This window comes from Pseudoalteromonas sp. NSLLW24, from assembly GCF_015864725.1.
Classification (GTDB): Bacteria; Pseudomonadota; Gammaproteobacteria; order Enterobacterales; family Alteromonadaceae; genus Pseudoalteromonas; species Pseudoalteromonas arctica.
This window is the reverse complement of sequence record NZ_JADYWQ010000003.1, coordinates 29880-55170: the sequence shown is the minus strand read 5'-3', so window position 1 is coordinate 55170 and position 25291 is coordinate 29880. Positions and strand designations below refer to the sequence as shown.

Sequence of the window (25291 nt, the reverse complement as noted above, 5' to 3'; positions counted from 1 at the left end):
AATAGAAGCTTCTTTTATGGTCGTAAATTTAAGTTATCTTTAACTTTTCTAACTCTTTATATATTTTAAAAACTTCTCCTATTATTGAATTACTTTTAGCTCCAAGGAGCTTTGGCATCCTATGAAATAGTGATCCTCTTCGTTTGTAATCCAAGCCAGGATAGTGCGATATAAACTCGTTTTTATTATTAACTACGCAATCACACTTTATTTCTGAGCTTCTCATTTTTGAGACTGTATTGGTATAATAATCAGCTCTCAACTCGTAATTATGAATTGCGTCTTCTAACTCTTCTAAAATACAAAGCAAACGTTTAGTTTTCGTGCCTATTAATATTTCTAAGTATGTACTCATAGAAAAAATATTAGCAGCCTGTGCACTTAGCTGATGGTGTCGGGCAGAAACTTTTTCTTCAAACAGCTTTAATTTATTCTCAAGCTCTTGGATTTCATGGATTACTTCGGGTCTTTTTAAGTCTTCTTTAGCTTTACGATCCAACTTAGCAAATAGTAAATAAGCCTCATCGGCCATCTCAAGAATAAAGTTAGGCAAAGGTTGTACCTGTTTAATAAAAAACTCTCTAAACTCTTTAACACCTTGATTATGCCTAAATAATATAAATTCTCTTACAGCAACAAGAGCAGCTACAACTGTAGCCATTCCACCAGAAAAGCTTCCAAAGTTTGCTAAAATATTACTAGACTCTCCCTTTACTGATAGAATTATAAATGAGCCGTATAAAAGAGTTGCTATTGAAAGCCAAAGAGCGAGCCAAAAGAAGTAATTTATATAAAGTCGACCTACTTTTACTTTTAGATGCTTAAGCATTTAACATTTCCTTTATATAGACATCTAGTAACATAACACAATCTCGGCTTCCCCTCATGAAAGCAAAGTGTCAAATCTTGACTTCATACATCATAATTTTTGACTGTTAGCTTCACACTCTGAGCCGCCATACAGATAATATATACGTCGTCTGACTATAAAACCTTACTTTCTCGTTCATTTTGGTTTAAACCGATTTACTCATGAACAAACTGTACGGATCTAGCTCATAATCACCAAACGGTTCGCATTCTTTAAAACCAAACTGAGTATAAAGCTTTTGTGCGGGTAAAAATGCTTCAGCAGTGCCGGTTTCTAAACTTAACTTTTTATAGCCTCGCAAGGTCGCTTGCTCAATAATATGCGTAAGTAACTTAGCGGCTATGCCTTGGCGTAAATAGTTGCTTGATGTGCGCATTGATTTAATTTCGCCTTCGGTCACATTTAGTGCTTTTAAAGCGCCAACACCCGCTAAATTATTATCAATCCATAAGCTATAAAAAGTTATATCGGGCTGAGTGAGTTTACTCACATCAAGTGCATGTACGCTCTCAACGGGTGAGTGCTTTAACATATCGTTATGGTGCACTTGTAGTAACTTTATAACGTGTGGGTTTGAAAGCTCACCTATTCTAATATCCATTTATACCTCGTTTAAATTTTAAGCTTTAGGGCTTAAATTAAAACCCTAAAGTAAATAGCTATATTTAGGCTGCTAGTTTCCACACTACAAACGCTACTGCAAAGCCTACTAAATACACTAGTCCTAACCACGTTAAGCTACGTAATGGCACGCTGTGCTTTATAGCAGGCTCTGATCGCACAAGGCTAAAATTGAGCCATGCAAATACAGGCGTTGTGACAAATGAAAGCGTCATTGCAAACGTAAGCATGGGGCCAAGGGCTGATTTAAAAAACAAAATAACGGCCATACCGGCAAGTGCCTGTAGTATTAACCAAATATTTAGGCCGTGTTTGGATTGCTTAAAGCCAAGTAGTTTATGAGACTCGTTAAGCGTGCGGGCGTAGCCATCTAGCACGGTGAGTGTAGTGCCAAACATACATAAAAAGGCGATTGCTGATACAAGCGGCCTTGCCCACTCGCCTATTGTTAATGCGTACATATCAATAAGCTGCTTGGCAAACGCGACACCGCCGAGTTCTATACTACTGGTTTGCCCGTACTGCACTAATACACCTAAGCTAAAAAATACTAAGGCTAAGCCTGCTGTAAGCCAGTAACCTACGTTAAAATCGAACAAGCCTTGGCTTTTAGACACTGTTTGTTGCGCTTGTTTTTCTTTTAGCCATAAAGAACTTAATGCAGATATTTCGATAGGGGCAGGCATCCAGCCCATTAAAGCCACCATAAAGCTAAGCATGGCAAGTTCATACGGTGAAGGCCCTATGTAATCAGCAGGTGCCATTGGGCCGTTACTAAATGCAATGGCAAGGGCAATCAAAGTAGCGAGCGTAAGCAGCCCCATAATGCCTTTGGCAACGTTATCTAGCGCTTTAAAGTGCCCAAGTAGCAATATAACTAAACATACCCCCAACAGCATCCAACAAAGCAAGGTTACTTCAATCACAATAGGCAGCGCGTAATGCAGTAAGCTTGCGGTAAGCAGTAATACACCGGCAGTATTAACTACAGCAGCTACAATGTTTAAACCAATAAAGCTGTAAAAGTAAAACGGGCCTTTGCTTTTATAGCCCTCCACTAGGCTATTTTTAGTAGCGAGTGTGTATTCCATCCCAAAGCGAAAAAACGGGTACTTTAAAACATTAACAACGAGGATAAGCCAAAATAATTGCCAGCCAAATATTGCCCCAGCTTGCGTAGAGGCAACTAAGTGAGATCCGCCAATAGCGGCTGTTGCCATTAGGATCCCAGGGCCAAGCGCACCTAGTCGAGACTTCCATACTGCTTTTGTTGTGTGCATTAATTTCTCAAAATATGTGTGTTGTGTGTTCTTTTTATTAATTTTTATAATTAATAAACTGCAAGAACGCATAACTTACCTAAATTACAGGCAATAAAAAAGAGCCACACGGCTCTTTTTTACAATACTTTGTGACTAAATTTTATTTAAGATCCATCTCTTGGATGATCTCGTGTGCGATTTCAGGTGTAGTGCTAACAGGCTTTTCGTGTAAGTTTGCTTTTATCTGCCCTTTTCGATGTTTTAGTGCCGCATCGAGTTTTTTAGCTGCGCTTGCAATGGCTGGGTACATAACTTCGTTTTCCCCTTTTACCGATATGCGCGTGCCTTCGTAATTAGTGCTAATTTCAGCTTGGATTTTATGATGCTCTTTAGACAAAATAATATCGAGTGCAATAAGCGATGGAAAATGGCTCTCGATTTTTGAAAATTTTTCGTTGATGTGCTCTCTAATAGAGTCAGTAACTTCAACATGGTGACCAGAAAGATTAATTTTCATAGGGTATCCTTTTATTTGTTACCTCATAAATAGTATTGGGGGCTATTTAGATTAACACAAGGAAAAAAGAGAGATATTTGAGGTTTATTTGCGGTTTTTGGTGATTTAAATCATGCGTTGCGCAAAGTTTATGCAAAGCCCATGTTGCATGGGCTTTCAGACGTCTAGCTGTATTGATTAATCTGTGTACGAACAACAGTAGTCAGCAAAATCAGATACTTTTACTTTAAAGCTTACATTTGCATCAACATTAAACGATTCACCTGCGTTAAATGTTTTCCACTCACTCGCCTCTGGTAATAAAATATCCCATTGGCCAGCTAAAAGCTCCATGCATTCTTTTTGGTTTGTATCAAAAACAAACTCACCTGGTTGCATAAAGCCTAACGTTTTCGCTTCGCCATCACCTAAAATAACGGTACGGCTTGACACTTTTCCGTCAAAATATACATTGGCTTTTTTTACTACACTTACGTTATCGAACTTTGGCATTTTTAGCTCCTGCTATTAATTTAAGATTATTATTTATAAATTTTATCGCACTACCTTGCCTGATAGCTTACTTTCTTGCAAGGAAAGCAGCATTGATCAAGGTGAAGTTGCTTCATGTAAGGGCATAAAAAAACCCGCAACATGTGCGGGTTTTTCAATTACTTACTTTATTTAATCAAAGCGATTAAAAAAGCTCGTTTGCTTTGCTTACAATGTTTGCCACTGTAAAACCAAAGTGCTCAAACAGCTCGCCTGCAGGCGCCGACTCACCAAAGGTAGTCATACCTACTACTGCGCCGTTTAGGCCTACGTACTTGTACCAGTAGTCAGCAATACCTGCTTCTACTGCTACGCGGCGTGAAACAGATGCCGGTAATACGCTTTCTTTGTATGCTGCGCTTTGATCTTCAAAGGCATCAGTACATGGCATAGATACAACACGTACCTTTTTACCTTGGCTGCGTAGTTCGCTTGCTGAATCTTGTGCTAGTTGCACTTCAGAACCTGTTGCAATAAAGATAATCTCTGGGTTGCCGTCACAGCTAAGGATGTAACCACCCTTCTTAACATCTGCTAATTGCTGTGCGTCACGGGCTTGTTGCTCAAGACCTTGGCGAGTAAAGATTAACGATGTAGGACCGTCTTTACGCTCAATAGCTTGTTGCCATGCAATTGCCGATTCAACTTGGTCACATGGACGCCAGTTGTATAAGTTAGGCGTTAAACGCATGCTTGCAATTTGCTCTACTGGTTGGTGAGTTGGACCATCTTCACCTAGGCCGATTGAATCGTGCGTGTATACAAAAATGCTTGGTTGCTTCATTAATGCAGCCATACGTACGGCATTTTTTGCATATTCAACAAACATTAAGAACGTAGCACCGTAAGGAATAAAACCTTTATGAAGGGCAATACCATTCATAATTGCCGACATACCAAACTCACGTACACCGTAGTAAATGTAGTTACCGCTTGCGTCGTCGTGCGTTAAACCTTTAGAGCCATCCCAAATTGTTAAGTTTGAGCCTGCTAAATCGGCTGAGCCACCCATGAATTCTGGTAATAACGGACCAAATGCGTTTAATGCATTTTGCGATGCTTTACGAGACGCTGGGTTTGCAGGGTTTGCTTGAAGTTGCTCAATGTACGCTTGAGATTTTTCAGCCCAATCGCCAGGAAGTTCATTGTTAATACGACGCTTGTATTCTGACGCTAGCTCTGGGTATGCTTTTGCGTATGCTGCAAATTTTTCGTCCCAGCTTGATTCAAGCTGTTGACCTTTTTCTTTGCTATCCCATTGTGCGTAAATATCATCAGGAATTTCGAACGCATCGCCAGTCCAACCTAAGAATTCGCGAGACGCTTTAATTTCGTCATCACCTAGTGGTGCACCGTGACAATCGTGGCTACCAGATTTATTAGGTGAGCCGTAACCAATAATTGTCTTACAACAAATTAGTGATGGCTTATCGGTAATGCTTTTAGCTTCTGCAATTGCAGCACTAATAGCATCGCTATCGTGGCCATCAACACCACTAATTACATGCCAACCGTATGCTTTAAAGCGAGCCGGTGTATCATCTGTAAACCAACCTTCTACTTCGCCATCGATTGAGATGCCGTTGTCATCCCAAAATGCAACAAGTTTACCCAGACCTAATGTGCCTGCAAGTGAACCTGCTTCATGAGAAATACCTTCCATAAGGCAGCCATCGCCCATAAATGCATAGGTAAAGTGATCAACAATATCGTGACCTTCACGGTTAAACTGTGCAGCTAGCGCTTTTTCAGCAATTGCCATACCTACGGCATTTGTGATCCCTTGACCTAGTGGGCCCGTAGTAGTTTCGATTCCTGGTGCATAACCATATTCAGGGTGACCTGGTGTTTTAGAATGCATTTGACGGAAGTTTTTAATTTCGTCCAGTGGTAAGTCGTAACCACTTAGGTGCAATAGAGAATAGATAAGCATTGAACCGTGGCCGTTTGAAAGAATAAATCTGTCACGGTCAGCCCACTCTGGATTCGTTGGGTTATGTTTTAGATAATCGCGCCATAATACTTCTGCGATATCAGCCATGCCCATAGGGGCTCCAGGGTGGCCAGATTTGGCCTTTTGTACTGCGTCCATTGACAAGACGCGAATAGCATTTGCAAGTTCTTTGCGAGATGGCATGAATTCTCCTACCTTATATGTGTATTTGCGCGGGTATTTATGTGTTTGTTTATGTAACCAAATAACTTGGATACTGTTATATATCCATTCTTACTTATTGTGGGGGCGGTGTGCAATTAAAAACCCCAGAAAAGGCAGCATTATGAATTTTTTTTGAGACTAGAACGACATTCGTAATTTTATTTAGACGTCTAGGCGTAAAAACACTATGCAATGCGTTTTGTTTTCGATAAAATACGCCCCTTAATTTTTTAGCGCTAATACCGACATTTGTGAAGCGCAATATTTGTGAGCAGAAATACAATGGCAAAACATTTATTTACTTCTGAATCTGTTTCTGAAGGTCATCCGGATAAAATCGCCGATCAAATCTCTGATGCGGTACTTGATGCAATCCTAGAGCAAGACTCTCAGGCTCGCGTAGCGTGTGAAACTTACGTTAAAACCGGTATGGTTATGGTTGGTGGTGAAATCACTACTAGCGCATGGGTTGATATCGAAGAAATTACACGTAAAACAATTCGTGACATTGGCTACACAAATTCAGACATGGGCTTTGATGCCGATTCATGTGCAATTTTGAACACTATTGGTAAACAGTCTCCTGACATTAACCAAGGTGTTGACCGTACTAGCCCAGAAGAGCAAGGCGCTGGCGACCAAGGCTTAATGTTTGGTTACGCATGTAACGAAACAGAAGTACTAATGCCTGCTCCAATTACTTACTCACACCGTTTAGTACAGCGCCAAGCGCAAGTACGCAAAAGCGGCGAGCTTAATTGGTTACGTCCAGATGCAAAATCTCAAGTTACTTTTGCATACGAAAATGGCAAACCTGTAGGTATTGATGCTGTTGTACTTTCTACTCAGCACAGCGAAGACATTTCGCAAAAAGATTTAGTAGAAGCTGTGATGGAAACAATCATCAAGACGGTACTCCCTGCAGAGCTTATTACAAGTGCAACTAAGTTTTTCATTAACCCAACAGGTCGCTTTGTAATTGGCGGACCAATGGGTGACTGTGGTTTAACTGGTCGTAAAATCATTGTAGATACATACGGTGGTATGGCTCGTCACGGTGGTGGTGCATTCTCTGGTAAAGATCCATCAAAAGTTGACCGTTCAGCAGCATACGCTGCACGTTACGTTGCTAAAAACATTGTTGCTGCTGGTCTTGCTGACAAGTGTGAGCTACAAGTTTCTTACGCAATTGGTGTTGCAGAGCCTACTTCTATTAGCGTTGAAACGTTTGGTACAAGCAAGCTAGAAGAAAGCCGTTTAATCGAGCTTATTCGTGAACACTTTGACTTACGTCCTTACGGCTTAATTCAAATGCTTGATTTAGAGCGCCCTATCTACCTTCCTACAGCGGCTTACGGCCACTTTGGTCGTGACGAATTCCCTTGGGAACGTACAGATAAAGCAGACGCACTTCGCGCAGCTGCTGGCCTTTAAGCCAAAATTGTTGTAGTAAATTAAAAACGGCCCTTTTAAGGGCCGTTTTTGCATCTAAAACTTATTCGCTATATTGTTTGTAGCGCGTCTACAAAATAACTATTAAATCGACCTCGAATTCTTTTGTACTTTAGGTATATACTCATTTCATTATAAAAGCTTTAGGGACAGTTAAATGGCCGATAACTTTCGCGTTATATTTGCAGGACTTGCCGATAACGTTGACATAAAAACAGCATGTACAAATTTAGCTGCAAAATTAAAAACGTCAGATGAAAAAGTAGCTCTTTTTTTTAAAGGTAAGCCACTGTTTGCACCAAGCGATAAAGACAAAGCGTTAAAACAGGCTAAGTTACTAGCAAGCTTAGGTATTAAAAGTAAGCTGCAAGCTGTTTCAAATGCAATTCAAAATAGCTCCCCCGCAGCTGCAAATAACAACCAACGTGACGAACGTATTTTTGATGCACTCGATTACATCACTAGCAGCTTAATTCGCCTTGAAGAAAAGCTAGACGAGTTAGAGCAACGCCTTCCTGAAGCTCAATTAAAAGCACCAGACGAAAGTATTGACGAATGGCAAGGTGACGATCTAATGCTAGATGATGATTTAGCGCCTCCTAAAAAACGCAGTAACTTACTTTTATATTCATTGATTGCAACTGCCACCATTTTGCTAGTCGTACTGGCTGTTTTTTTAATTTTTCCCGATTTATTCTCTTTTTAAGAATGGTTAATTAATTTAATGAGCAATAAACGCGCAAAAATAAGAGCGAAAATTCGTAACACCCGTAAAAACTTGTCAAATAATCAGCAAATAATTGCTGCGCAATCGCTAAAAATGAATTTTATTCAACATTTAAAAAGCGAAAAAACAACGAATTCAAAGCATATTGCCATTTACTTGAGTAACGATGGGGAACTAGACACTTCATTGTTAATTAAAGAATTATGGAGTTTAAACCATACCGTTTACCTACCTATAATACACCCATTCAATGGCGCTAATTTACTATTTCAGCGCTATGAGAAAAACTCACCCATGAGAGCAAATCGCTATGGTATCTTGGAGCCTAAGCTGAACTGCTCTCAAATATGCCCATTACCAGTGCTTGATTACCTCCTTATGCCATTAGTTGCATTTGATAAACAAGGTAATCGCCTAGGAATGGGAGGTGGGTTTTACGACCGGACATTGGCACGTTTACACGAACAAAATTGGCAAAAACCACAACTAATTGGCCTTGCACATGAATGCCAAAAAGTTGAGGCTCTACCAATCGAGTCGTGGGATGTACCACTTAAAACCATTATCACCCCAGATAAAACATACTGTTGGTAACAATTAAATTTGATTACTAACCGCATATTTCTGACATACATGAGCACAAAGCAATGACACAAGATGAATTAAAAAAAGCAGCTGCTTGGGCAGCACTCGAGTTTGTAAAAGAAAACACTATTGTAGGTGTGGGTACAGGCTCTACTGTTAATCACTTTATTGATGCCCTTGGTTCAGTAAAGGACACTATTGTAGGCGCTGTATCAAGCTCAGAAGCCTCAACCGAGCGCCTACAAGCGTTAGGTATTGAAGTATTTGAGCTTAATAACGTTGCTGCTTTAGATGTATACGTTGACGGCGCTGACGAAATAAACGATCAAAACGAAATGATTAAAGGTGGCGGTGCAGCCCTCACTCGCGAAAAAATAGTAGCCGCTGTAGCTAAACAATTTGTGTGCATTGTAGATGACACCAAATTAGTAAAAGCATTAGGCGACTTCCCGCTTCCGGTAGAAGTTATTCCAATGGCTCGCAGCTACGTTGCACGAGAATTATTAAAGCTTGGTGGTGACCCTGTTTATCGCCAAGGCGTAGTTACCGATAACGGTAACGTTATATTAGATGTATTTAACTTAAAAATTACCAATGCTAAACAACTTGAAGCACAAATAAATTCAATTGTTGGCGTAGTTACCAACGGCCTATTTGCAATGCGTGGTGCTGATAAAGTGATTATCGGTACTAAAAATGGGCCACAAATTAAATAGGATGAGGTTATGAGTAAGGTATCGTTAGCAAAAGACAAAATTAAAATTCTCTTGCTTGAAGGTGTTCACCAAAGCGCTGTTGAAACGCTAAAACGTAACGGTTACAGCAATATCGACTACGTTAAAACATCCTTACCTGAGGACGAATTAAAAGAGCGCATTAAAGATGTTCACTTTGTAGGACTTCGTTCTCGTACTCATATTAGCCAAGCCGTATTAGACTCAGCTGACAAGCTAGTTGCTGTTGGGTGTTTTTGTATTGGTACAAACCAAGTTGATTTAGATGCAGCACGCGAACGCGGTATTGCTGTATTTAACGCACCATTTTCTAATACTCGTTCAGTTGCTGAACTTGTACTTGGTGAAATCCTACTTTTATTACGCGGTATTCCAGAGCGTAATGCAGCGGCTCATCGTGGTGGCTGGTTAAAAACAGCAAATGGTTCGTTTGAAGCACGTGGTAAAACATTAGGTATTATTGGCTACGGTCACATTGGTACTCAGCTAGGTATTATGGCTGAAAATATCGGTATGAACGTTGAATATTACGATATCGAAGATAAGTTATCACTGGGTAATGCAAAGCAAGTTCACAACCTAACTCAGCTATTACAACGCTCTGATATTATTAGTTTACACGTACCAGAAACACCGCAAACTAAAAATCTTATTGGTAGCGCAGAACTTGCTGTTATGAAGCAGGGATCTATTTTGATCAATGCTTCACGCGGAACTGTTGTTGATATTGATGCACTTGCAGAAGCACTAACAGAGAAAAAACTAAGTGGTGCAGCAATCGATGTGTTCCCTACTGAGCCAAAATCTAACGATGAAGAATTTGTATCGCCACTGCGCCAATTCGACAATGTTATTTTAACGCCGCACATTGGTGGTTCTACACAAGAAGCGCAAGAAAACATTGGTATTGAAGTAGCGGGTAAACTGGCTAAATACTCAGATAATGGCTCAACTATTACAGCCGTTAACTTCCCTGAAGTATCGCTGCCTGAGCTTGCTAATCGCAGCCGTTTATTACACGTGCACCACAACCGCCCTGGTGTACTAACGCAAATTAACCAAGCGTTTGCACAGCACGGTATTAACATTGCTGCGCAATACCTACAAACAGACGCATCTATTGGTTATGTAGTTATTGATGTAGATACAGATCAATCTGAAGTAGCACTTAAAGAACTAAGCGCTGTTGAGGGTACAATTAGAGCACGTATTTTACATTAATAAGTACTTTTGACATTAAGAAGGGTCCTTATGGACCCTTTTTTGTATTTAGATTACATATACTTTCTTAAGTATTTTTTGAATACCGGATCTGTTGCTGCCAACTCTTTTTGCTCAGCTAATATCTCTTTTAAAATAGCACCTGAAGTAAGCGGGTTTGCAAGTACCACTCTAAATACAACTGTAGGTTGATTGTCGTATTTAGAAGGCGTTAAACGAGTACGTGATACAAATGAGCGACCAGACTCTCGCTGACGTTTTTGCATACTGGCAGTAAAACGATTCAGAGAGGCAAAAATATCTAACCGAGTTGCAGCATCTGCATCGGCTATTGCTTGTTTAATTTGCTTAGGTACATAACGATACGTTAATAAGCACAATTCAGGTTCTGAAATAAGCTCAAAGTCTTCATCAGCTTTAATTAAATCAGCAAAGTAATGTGCTTTTTTGATGCTTCGATCAATCAGCATTTCATAACCTTTACGACCAATAACACGTAAGCAAGCATGTACTAACATTGCCATACCAGGTCGGCTGCCTTCAAGCGTGTGGCTACCTAAGTCTTTTGAACCTTTACGTAATATGTACTCAGCGTGATGCTCTATTGCATCGGTTGCAGCGGGATCTTTAAATAAAACTAAGCCCGCTCCCATTGGTACATACATTTGTTTATGTGCATCGATGGTAATTGAATCTGCTCGCTCAATCCCTTTTAGTAAAGGGCGATGCGTGTTCGATAAAAGGGTTGCTCCTCCCCATGCAGCATCTACATGAAAATGGCAGTTAATGTCTTGTGCTAAGTCGGCCATTTCATCAAGTGGGTCAATATTACCGGTTTCGGTTGTACCCGCTACCCCAATAATCGCCATTACTTTAATGCCTTGCGATTCAAGCTCACGTGCTTTTTCGCGCATAGCTCCTACATCAACTTTATTATTTTTGCAGGTTTTAATGCCAATTAAGTTATCGCGGCCAATACCGAGTAAATCAACCGATTTACCTAACGAGTAATGTCCGCGTTCTGATATTAATACTGCTAAACCTTTATAGCCGTAATGCAGCATACCGGCAATTAGGCCTTGTGCGCCGATACCTCTAAAATCGCCATCGGGTTTTAATAAGCGGTTTCGAGCAATCCAAAGCGCAGTAATATTAGCGACCGTTCCACCAGAGCAAAATGCACCTAATGAGGTTTTAGCACTGTGCATCCATTTAGAATAAAATGAATCGTCTTGCCCATAAGCTAAATGGTGCATCATTCCAAGCACTTGACGTTCAAGAGGCGTAAACGCTTTAGACGTTTCTATTTTTACTAGATTTTGATTTAGCCCTACCATCAATTTTGACAGCGGTAATAAGAAATGCGGCAAGGCAGAGGTCATGTGACCAATAAAGCTAGGCGCAGCTGTATGCACAGAATGCGCAACAAGTTGCTCCATTATGTCTTGGGCATAAGCAGATACAAACGTTGGATCCTCTGGGATCACTGCCGACTGAAAATCTTTTTCGATTTCATGTAATGGTTTTTCAATTGCCGCTATATTTTCGTTTAGAAAACCTGCTAAATTACTCGAAATTTCAAGCTCGATTTTGCTTAAAGTTGAGTCTGGCGCTTCAGGTACAGTAAATATACGCTTAAGGCTTTCTTTAGAGGCGACGGCACAACGCTTTTGATCCATCTCAATACCTAGTGTGTGTAGCTAAAACACGCGCTTACCCATCAAAAACGCCTAATTATTAGGACATTTAGAGCAATCGTGTTTCTTTAAAAATTGCGCTAACTTTACTGCAATATAACTAAAATGTCTCGTTTAAACCTATAAAAGCAATCAAAGCGATGACAAAAAAATGATAATTTAATTAAAACTCTACCAAACCTAATTATTTATTGGGCATTTACTTATTTTGGGTATAATAAATTTGATAACAAAAAAGGGACACATATGCCAGAAGGAAGAGTCAAAGTTAGTTGGATAGTGGCAGGCTTTAGCTTATTTTTAATAAGCTTGCTTACCTATGTTTACTACACTTACCAAACCACGCGTGCTGAAATAATGCAGTCGGTTGATAATCGCTTACTTAATGCCGCCACCAGCGTTAAACATATTCTAGGTGAAAATTACTTAAGTGCGGTTAATCAAGGCGACAACATAAGTTTTTCTTACTATCAAAATAAGAGTAAACAGCTCTCTGAGTTTGCTCAAGCACTTGATATTGCTTATGTGTATTCAATGATTTTAAAAGACGGAAAGGTTCTTTTTAGCTCATCAAGCTACACGCAAGACGATCAGAATAATGGCAAAGTAACTCAATTTTTAGATCTCTACCCTGAAGCTACCGATGCAAATATAAGTGCTTTTTACTCAACCGAGCCTGTATTTGAAATATCGAGCGATCAGTGGGGCCACTTTAAAACTATTTTTATTCCTTACGTTGACCCTATTAACGGCAATACCTATTTAACGGGTGCCGATATAACTATTTACAATTTAAACGAGAAACTTAAAGAAAGCGTATCAAAAGCAGCTGCCATGGCGAGCTTCTTCTTTTTTATCGCGATACTAGTTGCCGCCATATATATTTATTTACTAAAGCGCTCTTTAGCAACTGACTCAAGTACTGGTTTTTCAAATCATATTGCTCTTGAGTACTTTATTAAAAAAAGTAATGCTCATCACATGCAGTTAGCCGTTATTTGGGTTAATGAAATAGAAGATATAAACAGTTTCTACGGCACTGAAGTGGGTGACAAAGTAATGAAAAACTTACTTATTCACTTTAAACTCAGAAGCTCTGCGCATTGCCATATATACAGACTAGCAACCAACAAAATAGTATTACTCGCTCCTAAAGAAATGAGTAATGACGAATTTACCGATCTCGTAAAAACATATAACTTTAATACCCCAGTGTTAACTGACCCTTTTATTTACATAACCCTATGTGCAGGTATTGCCAGTGGCAATAAATCACTACTACTTGAAAACGCTCATATAGCGGCGCTGCAAGCTAAACAAGGCAGGCATAGCGTAGTTAACTACTCAAAAGCGCTACACGATGTAAAAACGCAATATCAATACAATGTTGAAATGGCTAAAGAGGTGCGTGAAGCGTTTGATAACAACCGTATAGTGCCTTACTTTCAACCCATTATTGATACAAATACCAACAAGGTCGTTCAATACGAATGTTTAGCTCGAATGGTAACGGCGCAAGGGGAAGTGTTGAAACCTGATGCATTTTTAAATGTTGTTACTCGCTCAAGAATGGACGGAATACTTACCCGTACTATATTTTCACAATGTGTTAGTCGCTTTAGAAAAACCGATATTTGCTGGAGTTTAAATATAACAGCACAAGATATGCTCGACCCTAATTTAAGTGAGTTTATTGCGGACGAACTTAAGCGCTACCCGCATCCTGGTAATATCACACTAGAGCTTTTAGAAACCCAAGCTATTGCCAACTTTTCTGAGGTGAAAGCATTTATTGGAATGGTTAAAACGAAAGGCGTTAAGGTTATTATTGATGACTTTGGTAGTGGTTATTCAAATATATCAAACGTACTTAAGCTGGAAGTAGATGGTATTAAGCTAGATGGCGCACTAATAAAGCAAATAGTGAATGACAAAGATATCTATTTATTTATTGAACATATAGCCAGTTTTGCTAATCAACTTGGTTTGCAATTAATGGCAGAGTCGGTAGAAAATGCAACCATAGTAACCGCACTTAAAAAGGCGAATGTGACACTAATGCAAGGCAACTACTTTGCCCACCCAGTGTCACATGTTAGTACGGTTATAGAAGAAGAATTAGCACTTTAACTTACTCTAGCGAGGTAAGTTAATAACGAGCCGGTGGCTTTGTTGGCCACTGGCCCAGTATTTACGCTCAAAAGGCGTAATTGCATCGTCTGACTCATAAAGCGTTACATCGCAAGGGTTGCCTGTTAATTCAAGCGCCCGAGCGAACTCCTTAACGTAAATATCCCAATTGCTGCGCACTTCTAATTTTCCACCTAACTTAACGATAAATGGAAAAATAGCCGCGCCATGCCAGCGTCTACGAATATGCTTAGATTTAGGCCACGGGTTTGGATACAACAAATAATGGTGTATAGGTTGCCAATTAGCAGCAACCGCTAAACGCCAAAAGTCGTTTAAGTCTGCTTGCACTAAGATGTACTGACCACTGTCGGTTTGCTTATATTCAACATCGTGCTTATCTAATCGGTGCGACGATTTATCAATACCAATTATAAGTGCATCTGGGTGGCGCTTAGCTAAGTTAGCTGAGCTTTCACCTACGCCACAACACGAGTCTAAAATAAGCGGGCCACTAAAGGCTTGTACTTTAGCATTAACCTCGTCAAATGCGGCTTGGGTATGCGCTGCAATTGGCTTTTTAAATTCAGCATCTAAGTGCTTATTTACTATTTCATCAAGCTTTTCGTGAATACCCGCTTGATTAGATACAATACTACGTGAATTTGCATCACTCATTAGTGTCTTAGCCCCACACCTTTTTTGATCAATGTAAGCGCTAATGTAAATAACGCTGTTATAAATACTAAAATAACCCCAAGAGCCACGCTCAAATCAACATCCGACACACCTAAAAAGCCATAACGAAATGCGTTAACCATATAAATTATAGGGTTGATTTGTGATACATTCTGCCAAAATTCAGGCAGCAACGTAATTGAATAAAATACACCGCCTAAGTAAGTTAGTGGCGTTAGTATGAAGGTGGGGATAATGCTTATATCGTCAAAGCTGTTTGCGTAAATCGCATTAATTAAGCCACCTAAAGCAAACACGGCTGAGGTTAAAATAACCGTCGCTATAATTACAAAAATATTATGAATTTGAATATCAACAAATAATAACGACACACAGGTAACTATAAAGCCCACCATAATACCGCGCGTCATACCGCCCCCCATATAACCTAGAACAATGATGTAGTTAGGTACAGGTGCAACTAAAAGCTCTTCAATGCTTTTTTGAAACTTTGTTGAGTAAAAACTAGAGGCTACGTTGGAATAGGAATTGGTAATGACCGACATCATTATAAGGCCAGGTACAATAAACTCCATATAACTAAAGCCGCCCATGTCGCCAATGCGTGAACCAATTAAGTTACCAAAAATAACAAAATATAAGCTCATCGTAATTGCTGGCGGTACTAAAGTTTGCACCCAAATACGTAAAAAACGAATGCACTCTTTGATCCACAAACTCTTTAAGGCTACGCCATATTTAAACATTTATTCGCCCCGCCCTTGCTCTAGTAATCCAACAAATAACTCTTCTAATCGGTTTGCTTTATTTCGCATACTCAATACAGTATTACCTTGAGTTGTTAATGCACTAAAAACCGCATTTAAGCCTTGAGACTTAGCGACTTCCACTTCAACAGTGTGATCGTCCGTCATGGTAAATTTATAACCTTCAAGCGTTACAGGGTTTGCTGGCATTTTTAAATCTAAAATAAAGGTTTCTTTATCAAGCTTTGCAAGCAGTGCTTTAATGGTCGTGTTTTCAACAATTCGGCCATTATCGATTATGGCGATGTTTTTACACAATAACTCTGCTTCTTCAAGGTAATGTGTAGTTAAAATAATAGTTACGCCTTGCTCATTTATTTGGCGTAAAAAATCCCACATTGAACGACGAAGTTCTATGTCTACACCCGCTGTTGGCTCATCAAGTATAAGCAACTTAGGTTCGTGCATAAGGGCACGCGCAATCATTAATCGGCGTTTCATACCGCCTGAAAGCGTACGTGCTTGTTTGTCTTTTTTCTCAAGTAAGCCAAGTTGCGCTAAGTATTTATCAGCACGTTTATGGGCTTCGCCACGTGGCACACCATAATAACCGGCTTGGTTAACAAGTATTTGGCTAAGTGTTTCAAACTGACTAAAGTTAAACTCTTGAGGCACTAAGCCTAAATGCGCTTTTGCAGCTTCTAAATCAGTATCAATATTACAACCGAATACTTCTACTTTGCCTTTTGTTTTATTAACAAGTGACGAAATAACACCAATAGTGGTTGATTTACCTGCTCCGTTTGGACCAAGTAAAGCGAAAAAGTCGCCCTCTTTAACTTGTAAATCAACGCCTTTAATAGCCTCAACACCATTTTTATAAACCTTGGTAAGGCCTTCTATATTTAAAGCAATATTTTGCTTATTCATTACTTACCCTCACCATAACCCCAACGTTTTGTTAGGTTATGTTCAATATTTAAATGATCTAAAATTCTCGCCACCATAAAATCAACTAAGTCTTCAATACTTTGTGGCTTATGATAAAAGCCAGGCGCTGCTGGCATTATGGTCACACCTAAACGAGATAACTTAAGCATGTTTTCTAAATGAATTTCGTTAAACGGTGTTTCGCGCGGCACTAAAATTAACTGTCCGCGTTCTTTAATTACCACATCAGCGGCGCGCTCTAATAAGTTATCTGACGCCCCTACTGCAATTGCAGAAACCGATCCAGCACTGCATGGACATACCACCATTTTTTTAGGTGCAGCAGAGCCCGAAGCCACAGGGCTAAACCAGTTATCTTTACCGTATACTTTTAACTGCCCAGATTTAGCATTAAACAGCGTACTTAACTGCTCAGTGGCTTTATCTTCATTACCAGAGAGCTTAATATTTGATTCTGTATCAAGCACCACTCGCGCTGCACTTGAGATAAGTACGTAAACTTGAAATTGCTGCTCAAGCAATACTTCAAGTAACCTTAAACCATAAGGCGCACCTGATGCACCGCTAAAAGCGAGCGTAATTCTATCTTTAAATTGCACACTATTCTCCGCTGTATTTATCAGCTAAACCATCAACAAGGTGTTGATGAAGGCCATTAAAACCGCCATTGCTCATAATTAAAATATGCTGATTAGGCTCAATATTTTCAAGCACCGTATCAATAATTGTTTGCGTGCTGCTAAAGCACTGCATGCCTGCTTTATCTGCTTGCTCTTTTAGCGACCAATTTAGATTCTCTGGTTCAAAAAGTAGTACGTCGTCAGCATCACGCAGTGAATCTAATAATGTATATTGGTGCACGCCCATTTTCATAGTGTTTGAGCGCGGCTCTAAAATAGCGATAATTTTTTCATCACCTACTTTTGCGCGCAGTCCTGCAAGCGTAGTTTTAATTGCTGTTGGGTGATGCGCAAAATCGTCATACACCTTAATATTATTAATATCAGCCTTTAGCTCCATACGCCTTTTAGGGCTAATAAATTCTCCTAAGGCATCAATACTATGATCAACAGCTATACCCACATGACGCGCTGCTGCGATAGTCATAATTGCATTTTTAACGTTATGCTCGCCTATTGCTTGCCAGCAAACAGTGCCCTGCTTTTCGTTATTTAAAAGTACATTAAACTCACTACCATCGGCTTTTATTAATTCATAGCTCCAATCATCGCCTAGCGTTTCGCTTTCGCTCCAAAGCCCTTGTGCTATTACGTCATTAAGCGCTACGTCTTGCTTAGGCCAAATTACCTTGCCGCTTTGAGGTAATGTACGCATTAAGTGATGAAATTGTTTTTTTATTGCGTTCAAATCTTCGAAAATATCAGCGTGATCGAATTCAAGATTATTTAAAATAAGTGTACGTGGAAGGTAATGGACAAACTTACTGCGCTTATCAAAAAAAGCAGTGTCGTATTCATCGGCTTCAATAACAAAAAATGGCGTTTCACCCACTTTTGCCGATACACCAAAATTTTGGACTATGCCGCCAATTAAAAACCCTGGTTTTAAACCTGCATATTCTAAAACCCACGCAAGCATACTTGCTGTGGTTGTTTTTCCATGCGTACCCGCTACAGCAAGTACCCACGATTTTTGTAATAGGTTATGTTTAAGCCATTCAGGGCCAGATGTATAAGGCAGACCTTTATCAAGCACATATTCAACACACGGGTTACCACGGCTCATTGCATTACCGACAACTACCATATCTGGTTTTGGCTCTAATTGAGATACGTCGTAGCCTTGAGTCAGTTCAATGCCAAGCTCTTCAAGTTGCGTACTCATTGGTGGGTAAACGTTTTGATCAGAACCCGTTACTTTATGACCTAATGATTTAGCAATGGCTGCAATACCACCCATAAACGTGCCACAAATGCCCAAAATATGTATATGCATATACTTTCCTTAAATCGTATGCTCACTTTACAGCTATGCAAAGTTTAATGGCGCTATAATGCCAAAATTCGTGCTTAGTTACCATTGCGAGTAAGCATTTCACTCGTGCCAAAATGTCCACTTGATAACAAAAAAGCCTTCTTAGTCAGAAGGCTTTTTTGTTAGGCGATTATTTTCTACATCATTAAAAATACAATCAAACCTACACCGAGTAATAAACGATATATTACAAATGGCAACATACCCATTCGCTCTATTACTTTTAAAAACATAAATATACATGCATAAGCCGATAAGAACGATAGCACCACACCAAGCAATAATGTATTCCAATCAACTACATGGTCACCCAGTGCAAGCTCTGCAATATAATAAAGCCCCATCATAGAAATAATCGGAATCGCTAGTAAAAACGAAAAACGCGCTGCGCTTTGCTTATTCATACCCAACATTAAACCAGCGGTCATCGTGATACCTGATCGAGAAGTACCCGGGATCATTGCAACAGCTTGTGCAAAACCAATGATAAGTGCCGTTTTCCAATTGAGCTGATAAATAGTTTTAATTTGTTTCCCTTTTGCATCCGCGTACCAAAGCAACAAACCAAATACAATGGTGGTAGTAGCAATTACCCAAGCGCTTCGCAAATATAACTCAATAAAGTCTTTTAAAAGTAAACCTAAAATAGCGGCAGGCACTGTACCTAGTATAATCCACCAGCCTAATTTACTGTCATCGGTAGTGCCTTGCTTACCAAAAGATTTAAACCATGCGCTTAGTATATCTACTACTTCTTTACGAAAATAAATAACAACGGCTATTAAAGTACCAACATGTACTGCTACGTCAAACGCAAGCCCTTGATCTTCCCAGCCTAAAATTTGCGATGGGAGAATTAAATGCGCAGAACTCGATATTGGTAAAAACTCAGTAAATCCCTGTATGAGGGCTAAAATAATTATTTCGATAATACTCATAGGTTAGAAAACTCCACCTTCCATAGCTTTTGTTGAGGGTTATTATATTCATTCCATAACTGCGCAATCGTTTGCTTAGCTACAGGATGATAAAAATCTGGGGCAACCTCACTCAGAGGTTGTAATACAAATGCATTTTTAGTTATTTCATCACGTGGTAATTGCGCTGGGGAATCGCAAGTTACATCATCATAAAACAGTAAATCTAAATCGAGCGTTCGTGGACTAAATTTTTTATCGTTCGCTGTACGCCCATTATCACGCTCTATTTGTTTTAATAAAGCGCATACATCAGCAAGCGACATATCAGTTGTAGCGCCAACTACTGAATTATAAAAATTATTGCCAGCAAACCCAACTGCTTCACTTTCAAAAACAGACGAGTGCACAATGTGCTCAAAGTGCTGCTTAAGTGCAATTAATGCACATTGTATATAATGCGCTTTATTTATATTTGACCCTAGGCTGATATAAATTTGAGCCATTTAGTCAGTTGCCTTAACACGTGTAATTTCAACACCCACAGTTTGTGCTTGTGCTATTGCTGCAGGTTTACTTACTCTTATAGTAACTTGTGGCGTATTAAACTCGCTTAAAATAATCTCAGCCAACTGCTCAACCAAAGTCTCTAGCAACTCAACAGGTTTTGCAGTGCAGTGCTTAATAACGCGTTCGCTTACTTTTGAGTAATCCAGTGCTAAATTAATATCGTCATTTTCGGCTGCAGGCTTAATATCACTAAGCATTTCAATATCAAAATAAAGGCTCTGTTTACTTTCTTTTTCAAAGTCGTACACTCCAATAATAGTGTCGACGTGTAATTGAGATATAAAAACCTTATCCATTGATACTCCAAATAACAACAAACGACTAAGCAACTATACAAAGCATCAATAAAATTAATACTGTATATGGTTTAGCCAGTGTTTAAATATGTGAAAATAACTTCTACAATAGCAAAATAACCAAACTAGCTATTAAATAGCCTGTTAATAATTTTCACGATAAATTTTGCTGCCAATAATAGCTTAAAAGTACTATCAATTGGTATAGCAATTAAAAAATAAGGAAGCGTGTGTTAGCCACTTTAATGTTTGTTTTAGCTTATTTACTTGGGTCGATTTCGTCGGCTATTTTAGTGTCGCGGTTGTTCAAACTCCCTGACCCTCGTAATAGTGGTTCTAACAACCCAGGAGCTACAAATGTTTATAGATTAGGCGGAGCATTTCCGGCTTGCTTGGTTTTAGTGTTTGATATTTTAAAAGGCACTATTCCGGTATGGGGGGCTTATTTTTTAGAAGTTGAACCTTTAGAGCTTGGTTTAGTCGCAGTAGCTGCTTGCTTAGGCCATATGTACCCACTGTTTTTTAGCTTCAAAGGCGGTAAAGCAGTAGCAACGGCATTTGGCTCATTATTACCTATTGGCTTATCATTGGCTGGTTTACTTGTTTGTACATGGCTGGTTATAGTGGCAATAACACGCTATTCATCACTGGCAGCGCTTGTAGCTGTATCTTTAGCGCCCTTATATACATGGCTAATAAAACCACTTTATACTCTTCCCGTTACTTTTATCACGCTGTTAATTATATTTCGTCACCGTACTAATATTATTCGATTATTTAGCGGGGAAGAACCAAAAGTGGGTGCTAAAAAAGCACCCACCGATGAAAACAAAAATATCTAAAATATGAGTCATTAAATCGGCTCAAGGCTATCTATAGGCCAACGAGGTTTTGTTTTCATATCAAGTGTGGCAAATTGCCCTGCTTTTAAACGTTGCATTCCTGCATAAGCAATCATTGCACCGTTGTCGGTACAAAATTCAGTACGTGGATAAAAAACTTCGCCTTTCATACCTTTCATTACGCGTTCAAGCTGCAGTCGAAGCTGTGTATTTGCACTTACGCCACCGGCGATTACTAAACGCTTAATACCTGTTTGTTTAAGCGCTCGCTTGCACTTAATAACCAGCGTATCAATAACCGCTGTTTGAAATGCATGCGCTATATCAGCTTTAGTTTGATCGTCGTCGTCATTTTCACGAATAGTGATTGATGCTGCAGTTTTTAAACCACTAAAACTAAAATCAAGACCTGGTTTGTCGGTCATCGGGCGAGGAAAAATAAAGCGCTTCGCAACGCCTTGTTCAGCCATTTTAGCTAAGCGCGGACCTCCAGGGTAGTCAAGACCAAGTAACTTAGCCGTTTTATCAAAGGCTTCGCCTGCGGCATCATCAACTGACTCACCTAGTACTTCGTATTGTCCAATACCCGCTACTTTAACCATCATGGTATGACCGCCTGATACAAGCAATGCAATAAACGGAAACTCAGGAATATTTTCTTCAAGCATCGGAGCAAGTAAATGCCCTTCCATATGATGAACAGCAACAGCTGGAATATCCCAACCGTATGCTAATGAACGACCAATAGAAGTACCTACCAACAATGCTCCAACTAAACCTGGGCCTGCAGTATAAGCAATACCGTCTAAATCTTCTGGGCCGCAACCCGCTTGTGCAAAAGCTGCGTCTATAAGTGGTAGCGTTTTACGAACATGATCGCGCGATGCAAGTTCCGGTACTACACCGCCATAATCAGCGTGTACTTTTACCTGGCTGTATAATTGATGAGCTAACAAGCCTTTTTCGTCATCGTATATTGCAATACCTGTTTCATCGCATGACGATTCAATGCCTAAAATTCGCACTGTACTTCTCCTGCCTTTAAAATTTCACTTCGCTGTTTTTATAACGTAAGGCCAATATTTGTTTGGCCATCTTCTAGGGCAAACTTTTTAAGTGCCTTCACGCTATCAGAGGTAATACGCCCCATATTTTCTACAAAATCAATTAGCTCACCTAATACTTCAATTTCGTATTGCATTAATGGATGCTCTCTAACGGCCGTGTTATCTGCAACCTCACCTTCAACCGTCATTTGATATTCAATAAAGCGGGCCACTGTTGCTTGAGATATTTTACTGACACTAATGAACTCTTGCTCATCTTGCGCCATTAAACCATGCATTAAGCTAAGTAAAGACGTTGCAGCATCAATAGCAGGGTAAGTACCAAACATATCAAAATCAGCAAGTTCAGGAACATTCGGTTCTATTTTTTCAACTTGTTTTTCGAGATCTATTTTACTTTTAGGCAGTAATATTTTTTCCCAACAAACATTAAGCGAATTACGAAGTAAGGTTTCATCACCAAACCCCGTTGCTTCGCTAAATAAACCGTAATTTGGCAGCATTCGCTCTATTAAAGCACTTGCTAAAACAGCTTTTTGTAAATAGTTAAGCTCTCTAATACGCTGAAAATTATTTGCTTTAGTCATTCTTTAACGTCTCACACGACCAACAAAAATCAAATGTTGATCCATTATGCTCATTACAGTTAGGGCATACCCAATCTGGAGCGGATTGTTTTACTTGTTGATAGTTTAACAATATTTGGCGCGCATGGCGCTCTTTTATCGCATAAACCTGCACACTAACTTGTGCTTGATCAAATGGAATTTCTCCCAATGCGCCTTGGAGCATCTCACCTTTTATTTTGCATTCGATGCCACTGGTTTGTATTAAACCTTTAATAATATTAGCCTCAAGGGTATTTTCGGCTTTATAAATTGTAACCCATTGAAAAGAGCTATCAGTTGAATTTTTATTATTAATATTTTGCAATATTCACCTCATTTATTTTGTGTTATCAATATCCTGCGCTAAATTATTAGCATGCTGCACTTTTAAGGAATAAACATGACACTTACAACCCCGGGCTTACTTTTTCCGGCCATATCGCTGCTATTATTAGCCTATACAAACCGATTTTTAGTTTTAGCGCAATTAATTAGAGAGTTAAATGCGCGTGAAGGCGAATCTATCCGACCTGTTGTAGTCGCTCAAATCACTAACTTACGTAAACGAATAAACTTAATAAGAACAATGCAGGTATACGGCGTAGCCTCTTTTTTACTGTGTACATTTTCGATGTTTGCTTTATTTATTGAATTTAATACCACAGGAATTATTTTATTTGGCATTAGCTTAGCTTGCTTAAGTTTATCGTTATTAACGTCTTTATTCGAAATACATATTTCCTGTGATGCGATTGAAATAGAATTACAAAGCATTGAAAATAAACCATTAAGCAGCCGAATAAATAGAAATTTTGTAAAATAAACTCTTATAGATAAAACACCCTATTATTTGTCATAATCATGTTATATGTGCGCCCTATTTTGGGGCGTACTTTTTTATTAATTAGAACAATTAAATTCCAATCTCCTAACTAACCCACTGAGTTAAAATAACTTTGCCTAGATAGTTAATTGCAAAAATATAGACAAAACACAATAAACAACTAGTTATCAATTAAAAAAGTAATACTATTTGGTCGCTTTCCTCTTTAATTAATACTAAAAGGGGGGTATCCTGCTGGAAACACGTATGAACTTGCAACCGTATTTCAATATAGAATTTTACTAAACTTTAGAATAAAAATTAATATATTTGATATCCGTGGTATCTGCGACTTACTTATAAAAAGGGACTATAAAGTGAGATTTGAACAATTAGAGCAATTTGTAGCACTTGGTGTATTACGTCACTTTAGACAAGCAGCTGAACAAACCCAAATTAGTACTTCAGCGCTAACGCGCAGTATTCAAACACTTGAAAATGAAATGGGATATGAGTTAGTAAAACGCTCAACTCGTTCGGTTAAATTAACGCCTGAAGGCGAACTTTTCCTTGAATATGCTAAAACGACTCTATCGGAACTTGAGCTAACGAAAAAACGGATTTTTCAATCAGTAAACGGTAATGCTAATGAAAAACTTGTTATTGGCTATACCAATAAGGCAAGCAGCATAGTACCGATTTCTTGTGGACAGTTTTTAGCCCAATATCCTCATATAAAAATTGAAATGCAGTTACAAGATCAACAAGAGCTAACACGCAGACTCCAACAAGGTGAAATAGACATAAGTGTATACTCTCAAGCTATTAATAGTATTGGCAGTGACATTCACTTACCTGATCAGCTTGTATTATTTGTTTCAAAAAATCACCCTCTTGCACATAAAAACGATATAAGTAAGCAAAATCTTGATAGCTACCCTATGTTTGGCTGCTTCTCTCAATCTAAACAAGTGCAAACTATGCTTAATGAAGCAATTGATTCTTTAAATAAATCATCAAGTATTAAAGTGGGCAGCATTGAGCAAGTAATGGCTGGTGTAGTTAAATCAGATCACTTTGCTATAGCAAGCATTGAGCATGCAAACACAATCGCAGAGAACTCTGAACTCGTACAACTAAAAACAAATAAAGATTTAAATCACGAACAACTCGTTGTACAAACAAGCCAACAAACATCTATTACCGAACATGTAGAGCACTTGCTGTCGCTTATAAAAAAAGCGGGAGCTGCATTTAACTAATCCTTCTTT

General features: G+C 39.1%; 27 protein-coding genes. 9 read left to right on the top strand and 18 right to left on the bottom strand.

The annotated features are described in order from the left end of the window. Positions 1-28: 28 nt before the first annotated feature. The 6 genes from I6E72_RS03555 to tkt all read right to left on the bottom strand — a co-directional run bounded on the left by I6E72_RS03555 (position 29) and on the right by tkt (position 5939). On the bottom strand, positions 29-829 hold the full coding sequence (locus I6E72_RS03555; protein ID WP_182780327.1) for a hypothetical protein: 801 nt from the start codon (positions 827-829) through the stop codon (positions 29-31). Between the two features lie 187 nt (positions 830-1016). Continuing rightward, positions 1017-1472, bottom strand: coding sequence for a GNAT family N-acetyltransferase (locus tag I6E72_RS03550; RefSeq protein ID WP_197111077.1), 456 nt, complete (start codon positions 1470-1472; stop codon positions 1017-1019). A gap of 64 nt (positions 1473-1536) precedes the next feature. Further along, positions 1537-2712, bottom strand: a complete 1176-nt coding sequence (locus I6E72_RS03545; protein ID WP_197111243.1) for an NRAMP family divalent metal transporter — start codon at positions 2710-2712, stop codon at positions 1537-1539. A 202-nt stretch (positions 2713-2914) separates the two neighbouring features. Further along, positions 2915-3271: a ribosome hibernation-promoting factor, HPF/YfiA family gene (hpf, locus tag I6E72_RS03540; RefSeq protein ID WP_007376058.1), complete on the bottom strand. Its 357-nt coding sequence runs from the start codon at positions 3269-3271 to the stop codon at positions 2915-2917. Between the two features lie 177 nt (positions 3272-3448). Further along, complete coding sequence (gene ppnP, locus I6E72_RS03535; protein WP_182720484.1) at positions 3449-3763, bottom strand: pyrimidine/purine nucleoside phosphorylase; 315 nt, start codon at positions 3761-3763, stop codon at positions 3449-3451. A 184-nt stretch (positions 3764-3947) separates the two neighbouring features. Continuing rightward, on the bottom strand, positions 3948-5939 hold the full coding sequence (gene tkt, locus I6E72_RS03530; RefSeq protein WP_197111075.1) for a transketolase: 1992 nt from the start codon (positions 5937-5939) through the stop codon (positions 3948-3950). Positions 5940-6242: 303 nt separating this feature from the next. Here tkt and metK point away from each other — a divergent pair, with 303 nt between their 5' ends. The 5 genes from metK (at position 6243) to serA (ending at position 10679) form a co-directional block, all read left to right on the top strand. Beyond that, positions 6243-7394, top strand: coding sequence for a methionine adenosyltransferase (metK, locus tag I6E72_RS03525; RefSeq protein WP_197111073.1), 1152 nt, complete (start codon positions 6243-6245; stop codon positions 7392-7394). Positions 7395-7569: 175 nt separating this feature from the next. After that, positions 7570-8118, top strand: a complete 549-nt coding sequence (locus tag I6E72_RS03520) for a hypothetical protein (RefSeq protein WP_101217711.1) — start codon at positions 7570-7572, stop codon at positions 8116-8118. Positions 8119-8136: 18 nt separating this feature from the next. Continuing rightward, a complete protein-coding gene (locus tag I6E72_RS03515; protein ID WP_010554418.1) occupies positions 8137-8733 on the top strand; it encodes a 5-formyltetrahydrofolate cyclo-ligase in 597 nt (198 codons plus the stop codon). A 53-nt stretch (positions 8734-8786) separates the two neighbouring features. Next, a complete protein-coding gene (rpiA, locus tag I6E72_RS03510) occupies positions 8787-9440 on the top strand; it encodes a ribose-5-phosphate isomerase RpiA (protein WP_197111071.1) in 654 nt (217 codons plus the stop codon). A 9-nt stretch (positions 9441-9449) separates the two neighbouring features. Then, positions 9450-10679, top strand: a complete 1230-nt coding sequence (gene serA, locus I6E72_RS03505) for a phosphoglycerate dehydrogenase (protein ID WP_165722874.1) — start codon at positions 9450-9452, stop codon at positions 10677-10679. 53 nt (positions 10680-10732) lie between these two features. Here serA and panP read toward each other — a convergent pair whose 3' ends face one another. Further along, complete coding sequence (panP, locus tag I6E72_RS03500) at positions 10733-12358, bottom strand: pyridoxal-dependent aspartate 1-decarboxylase PanP (RefSeq protein WP_197111070.1); 1626 nt, start codon at positions 12356-12358, stop codon at positions 10733-10735. Positions 12359-12622: 264 nt separating this feature from the next. Here panP and I6E72_RS03495 point away from each other — a divergent pair, with 264 nt between their 5' ends. Then, positions 12623-14506: a bifunctional diguanylate cyclase/phosphodiesterase gene (locus I6E72_RS03495; protein ID WP_010554415.1), complete on the top strand. Its 1884-nt coding sequence runs from the start codon at positions 12623-12625 to the stop codon at positions 14504-14506. A 6-nt stretch (positions 14507-14512) separates the two neighbouring features. On the opposite strand, the gene trmB is transcribed toward I6E72_RS03495, so the two are convergent. The 8 genes from trmB to folB all read right to left on the bottom strand — a co-directional run bounded on the left by trmB (position 14513) and on the right by folB (position 20680). Further along, a complete protein-coding gene (gene trmB, locus I6E72_RS03490) occupies positions 14513-15184 on the bottom strand; it encodes a tRNA (guanine(46)-N(7))-methyltransferase TrmB (RefSeq protein ID WP_165722914.1) in 672 nt (223 codons plus the stop codon). Further along, a complete protein-coding gene (locus I6E72_RS03485; protein ID WP_010554413.1) occupies positions 15184-15951 on the bottom strand; it encodes an ABC transporter permease in 768 nt (255 codons plus the stop codon). The genes trmB and I6E72_RS03485 overlap by 1 nt, the downstream gene beginning before the upstream one ends. Continuing rightward, positions 15952-16881, bottom strand: coding sequence for an ABC transporter ATP-binding protein (locus tag I6E72_RS03480; protein WP_007584747.1), 930 nt, complete (start codon positions 16879-16881; stop codon positions 15952-15954). It lies immediately after the preceding gene. Further along, positions 16881-17501: a flavin prenyltransferase UbiX gene (locus I6E72_RS03475; RefSeq protein ID WP_007584746.1), complete on the bottom strand. Its 621-nt coding sequence runs from the start codon at positions 17499-17501 to the stop codon at positions 16881-16883. Before I6E72_RS03475 ends, I6E72_RS03480 begins: the two co-directional genes overlap by 1 nt. A 1-nt stretch (position 17502) precedes the next feature. Further along, positions 17503-18858, bottom strand: coding sequence for a UDP-N-acetylmuramate:L-alanyl-gamma-D-glutamyl-meso-diaminopimelate ligase (gene mpl, locus I6E72_RS03470; protein ID WP_024594077.1), 1356 nt, complete (start codon positions 18856-18858; stop codon positions 17503-17505). A 176-nt stretch (positions 18859-19034) separates the two neighbouring features. Further along, positions 19035-19835, bottom strand: coding sequence for an undecaprenyl-diphosphate phosphatase (locus tag I6E72_RS03465; RefSeq protein ID WP_197111069.1), 801 nt, complete (start codon positions 19833-19835; stop codon positions 19035-19037). After that, positions 19832-20320 (bottom strand): 2-amino-4-hydroxy-6-hydroxymethyldihydropteridine diphosphokinase, encoded by a 489-nt coding sequence (gene folK / locus I6E72_RS03460; protein WP_007584740.1) that lies wholly within the window; start codon positions 20318-20320, stop codon positions 19832-19834. Before folK ends, I6E72_RS03465 begins: the two co-directional genes overlap by 4 nt. After that, positions 20321-20680, bottom strand: coding sequence for a dihydroneopterin aldolase (gene folB / locus I6E72_RS03455; protein ID WP_197111068.1), 360 nt, complete (start codon positions 20678-20680; stop codon positions 20321-20323). A gap of 230 nt (positions 20681-20910) precedes the next feature. Here folB and plsY point away from each other — a divergent pair, with 230 nt between their 5' ends. After that, a complete protein-coding gene (gene plsY / locus I6E72_RS03450) occupies positions 20911-21522 on the top strand; it encodes a glycerol-3-phosphate 1-O-acyltransferase PlsY (protein WP_007584736.1) in 612 nt (203 codons plus the stop codon). An 11-nt stretch (positions 21523-21533) separates the two neighbouring features. Here the strand turns inward: plsY and tsaD are convergent, their stop codons facing one another. Genes tsaD through I6E72_RS03435 form a run of 3 tightly spaced genes read right to left on the bottom strand, consistent with a single transcriptional unit; the run spans position 21534 to position 23522 of the window. Then, positions 21534-22547: a tRNA (adenosine(37)-N6)-threonylcarbamoyltransferase complex transferase subunit TsaD gene (gene tsaD / locus I6E72_RS03445; RefSeq protein ID WP_007584734.1), complete on the bottom strand. Its 1014-nt coding sequence runs from the start codon at positions 22545-22547 to the stop codon at positions 21534-21536. 38 nt (positions 22548-22585) lie between these two features. Then, complete coding sequence (locus tag I6E72_RS03440; RefSeq protein ID WP_007584732.1) at positions 22586-23176, bottom strand: YjaG family protein; 591 nt, start codon at positions 23174-23176, stop codon at positions 22586-22588. Then, complete coding sequence (locus tag I6E72_RS03435) at positions 23169-23522, bottom strand: putative signal transducing protein (RefSeq protein ID WP_007584731.1); 354 nt, start codon at positions 23520-23522, stop codon at positions 23169-23171. The genes I6E72_RS03440 and I6E72_RS03435 overlap by 8 nt, the downstream gene beginning before the upstream one ends. 75 nt (positions 23523-23597) lie before the next feature. Between I6E72_RS03435 and I6E72_RS03430 the strand changes: the two genes are divergently transcribed. Both I6E72_RS03430 and I6E72_RS03425 read left to right on the top strand, forming a co-directional pair. Continuing rightward, entirely contained in the window at positions 23598-24020 is a 423-nt protein-coding gene (locus I6E72_RS03430) for a DUF2721 domain-containing protein (protein WP_007584730.1), read from the top strand. 377 nt (positions 24021-24397) lie between these two features. Continuing rightward, positions 24398-25282 carry a LysR family transcriptional regulator gene (locus I6E72_RS03425; protein WP_007584725.1) on the top strand — a complete coding sequence of 295 codons (885 nt, stop codon included), beginning with the start codon at positions 24398-24400 and terminating at the stop codon, positions 25280-25282. The last annotated feature ends 9 nt before the right edge of the window (positions 25283-25291 follow it).

Bases quoted from the DNA above. Each gene is read 5' to 3' on its own strand.
- I6E72_RS03555 (WP_182780327.1), bottom strand. From the start codon at position 829: ATGCTTAAGCATCTAAAAGTAAAAGTAGGTCGACTTTATATAAATTAC.
- I6E72_RS03550 (WP_197111077.1), bottom strand. From the start codon at position 1,472: ATGGATATTAGAATAGGTGAGCTTTCAAACCCACACGTTATAAAGTTA.
- I6E72_RS03545 (WP_197111243.1), bottom strand. From the start codon at position 2,712: ATGGCAACAGCCGCTATTGGCGGATCTCACTTAGTTGCCTCTACGCAA.
- hpf (WP_007376058.1), bottom strand. From the start codon at position 3,271: ATGAAAATTAATCTTTCTGGTCACCATGTTGAAGTTACTGACTCTATT.
- ppnP (WP_182720484.1), bottom strand. From the start codon at position 3,763: ATGCCAAAGTTCGATAACGTAAGTGTAGTAAAAAAAGCCAATGTATAT.
- tkt (WP_197111075.1), bottom strand. From the start codon at position 5,939: ATGCCATCTCGCAAAGAACTTGCAAATGCTATTCGCGTCTTGTCAATG.
- metK (WP_197111073.1), top strand. From the start codon at position 6,243: ATGGCAAAACATTTATTTACTTCTGAATCTGTTTCTGAAGGTCATCCG.
- I6E72_RS03520 (WP_101217711.1), top strand. From the start codon at position 7,570: ATGGCCGATAACTTTCGCGTTATATTTGCAGGACTTGCCGATAACGTT.
- I6E72_RS03515 (WP_010554418.1), top strand. From the start codon at position 8,137: ATGAGCAATAAACGCGCAAAAATAAGAGCGAAAATTCGTAACACCCGT.
- rpiA (WP_197111071.1), top strand. From the start codon at position 8,787: ATGACACAAGATGAATTAAAAAAAGCAGCTGCTTGGGCAGCACTCGAG.
- serA (WP_165722874.1), top strand. From the start codon at position 9,450: ATGAGTAAGGTATCGTTAGCAAAAGACAAAATTAAAATTCTCTTGCTT.
- panP (WP_197111070.1), bottom strand. From the start codon at position 12,358: ATGGATCAAAAGCGTTGTGCCGTCGCCTCTAAAGAAAGCCTTAAGCGT.
- I6E72_RS03495 (WP_010554415.1), top strand. From the start codon at position 12,623: ATGCCAGAAGGAAGAGTCAAAGTTAGTTGGATAGTGGCAGGCTTTAGC.
- trmB (WP_165722914.1), bottom strand. From the start codon at position 15,184: ATGAGTGATGCAAATTCACGTAGTATTGTATCTAATCAAGCGGGTATT.
- I6E72_RS03485 (WP_010554413.1), bottom strand. From the start codon at position 15,951: ATGTTTAAATATGGCGTAGCCTTAAAGAGTTTGTGGATCAAAGAGTGC.
- I6E72_RS03480 (WP_007584747.1), bottom strand. From the start codon at position 16,881: ATGAATAAGCAAAATATTGCTTTAAATATAGAAGGCCTTACCAAGGTT.
- mpl (WP_024594077.1), bottom strand. From the start codon at position 18,858: ATGCATATACATATTTTGGGCATTTGTGGCACGTTTATGGGTGGTATT.
- I6E72_RS03465 (WP_197111069.1), bottom strand. From the start codon at position 19,835: ATGAGTATTATCGAAATAATTATTTTAGCCCTCATACAGGGATTTACT.
- folK (WP_007584740.1), bottom strand. From the start codon at position 20,320: ATGGCTCAAATTTATATCAGCCTAGGGTCAAATATAAATAAAGCGCAT.
- folB (WP_197111068.1), bottom strand. From the start codon at position 20,680: ATGGATAAGGTTTTTATATCTCAATTACACGTCGACACTATTATTGGA.
- I6E72_RS03440 (WP_007584732.1), bottom strand. From the start codon at position 23,176: ATGACTAAAGCAAATAATTTTCAGCGTATTAGAGAGCTTAACTATTTA.
- I6E72_RS03430 (WP_007584730.1), top strand. From the start codon at position 23,598: ATGACACTTACAACCCCGGGCTTACTTTTTCCGGCCATATCGCTGCTA.